The sequence below is a fragment of the Microbispora sp. NPDC049125 genome (assembly GCF_040802045.1).
Lineage (GTDB): Bacteria > Actinomycetota > Actinomycetes > Streptosporangiales > Streptosporangiaceae > Microbispora.
On the sequence record NZ_JBEZDW010000115.1, the window covers coordinates 1 to 1,537 of the forward strand.

A 1,537-nucleotide genomic window follows, 5' to 3' on the forward strand; every position below is an offset into this window, starting at 1 on the left:
GCGCCTGCAGGGCGGGTTTCATGGTCAAGTCCTCGGCCTATTAGTACCGGTCAGCTCCACACCTTACGATGCGTCCACTTCCGGCCTATCAACCCCATCGTCTCTAGGGGGCCTTACCCACTCTCGTGGTGGGAGACCTCATCTCGAGGCGAGCTTCCCGCTTAGATGCTTTCAGCGGTTATCCCTACCGAACGTAGCCAACCAGCCGTGCTCCTGGCGGAACAACTGGCACACCAGAGGTTCGTCCGTCCCGGTCCTCTCGTACTAGGGACAGCCCCTCTCAAGTCTCCTGCGCGCGCAGCGGATAGGGACCGAACTGTCTCGCGACGTTCTAAACCCAGCTCGCGTACCGCTTTAATGGGCGAACAGCCCAACCCTTGGGACCTACTCCAGCCCCAGGATGCGACGAGCCGACATCGAGGTGCCAAACCATCCCGTCGATATGGACTCTTGGGGAAGATCAGCCTGTTATCCCCGGGGTACCTTTTAGCCGTTGAGCGACACCGCTTCCACACGCCGATGCCGGATCACTAGTCCCAGCTTTCGCTCCTGCTCGACCCGTCAGTCTCACAGTCAAGCTCCCTTGTGCACTTACACTCGACACCTGATTGCCAACCAGGCTGAGGGAACCTTTGGGCGCCTCCGTTACCTTTTAGGAGGCAACCGCCCCAGTTAAACTACCCACCAGACACTGTCCCCCACCCGGATACACGGGCGCGGGTTAGACGTCCAAAACGACCAGAGTGGTATTTCACCAATGACTCCACCGTAACTAGCGTTACAGCTTCCCAGTCTCCCACCTATCCTACACAAGACGTTCCAAACGCCAATGTCAAGCTGTAGTGAAGGTCCCGGGGTCTTTCCGTCCTGCTGCGCGAAACGAGCATCTTTACTCGTACTGCAATTTCACCGGGCCTGTGGTTGAGACAGCGGGGAAGTCGTTACGCCATTCGTGCAGGTCGGAACTTACCCGACAAGGAATTTCGCTACCTTAGGATGGTTATAGTTACCACCGCCGTTTACCGGCGCTTAAGTTCTCACCTTCGCCAGACAAGCTGGCTAAGCGGTCCCCTTAACGTTCCGGCACCGGGCAGGCGTCAGTCCGTATACATCGTCTTACGACTTAGCACGGACCTGTGTTTTTAGTAAACAGTCGCTTCCCCCTGGCCACTGCGACCCCCACCAGCTCACGAAGCTAGTCCGATCACCAGTAAAGGTCCCCCTTCTCCCGAAGTTACGGGGGCAATTTGCCGAGTTCCTTAACCACAGTTCACCCGACCGCCTTGGTATTCTCTACCTGACCACCTGAGTCGGTTTAGGGTACGGGCCGCCACGACACTCGCTAGAGGCTTTTCTCGGCAGCATAGGATCACCCACTTCGCCACAATCGGCTCGGCATCACACCTCAGGATATGTGAGAGACGGATTTGCCTATCTCTCTCCCTACATGCTTACCCCGGGACAACCACCGCCCGGGATGGGCTACCTTCCTGCGTCACCCCATCGCTTACCTACTACCCCATCGGATCAAGCGTTC

Annotated in this window: 1 rRNA gene; it reads right to left on the reverse strand. The window is 57.6% G+C overall.

Annotated elements, in window-relative coordinates:
- Window positions 1-20: 20 nt before the first annotated feature.
- Window positions 21-1,537: ribosomal RNA gene (locus tag AB0B72_RS40230) — 23S ribosomal RNA — on the reverse strand; the annotation flags it as partial.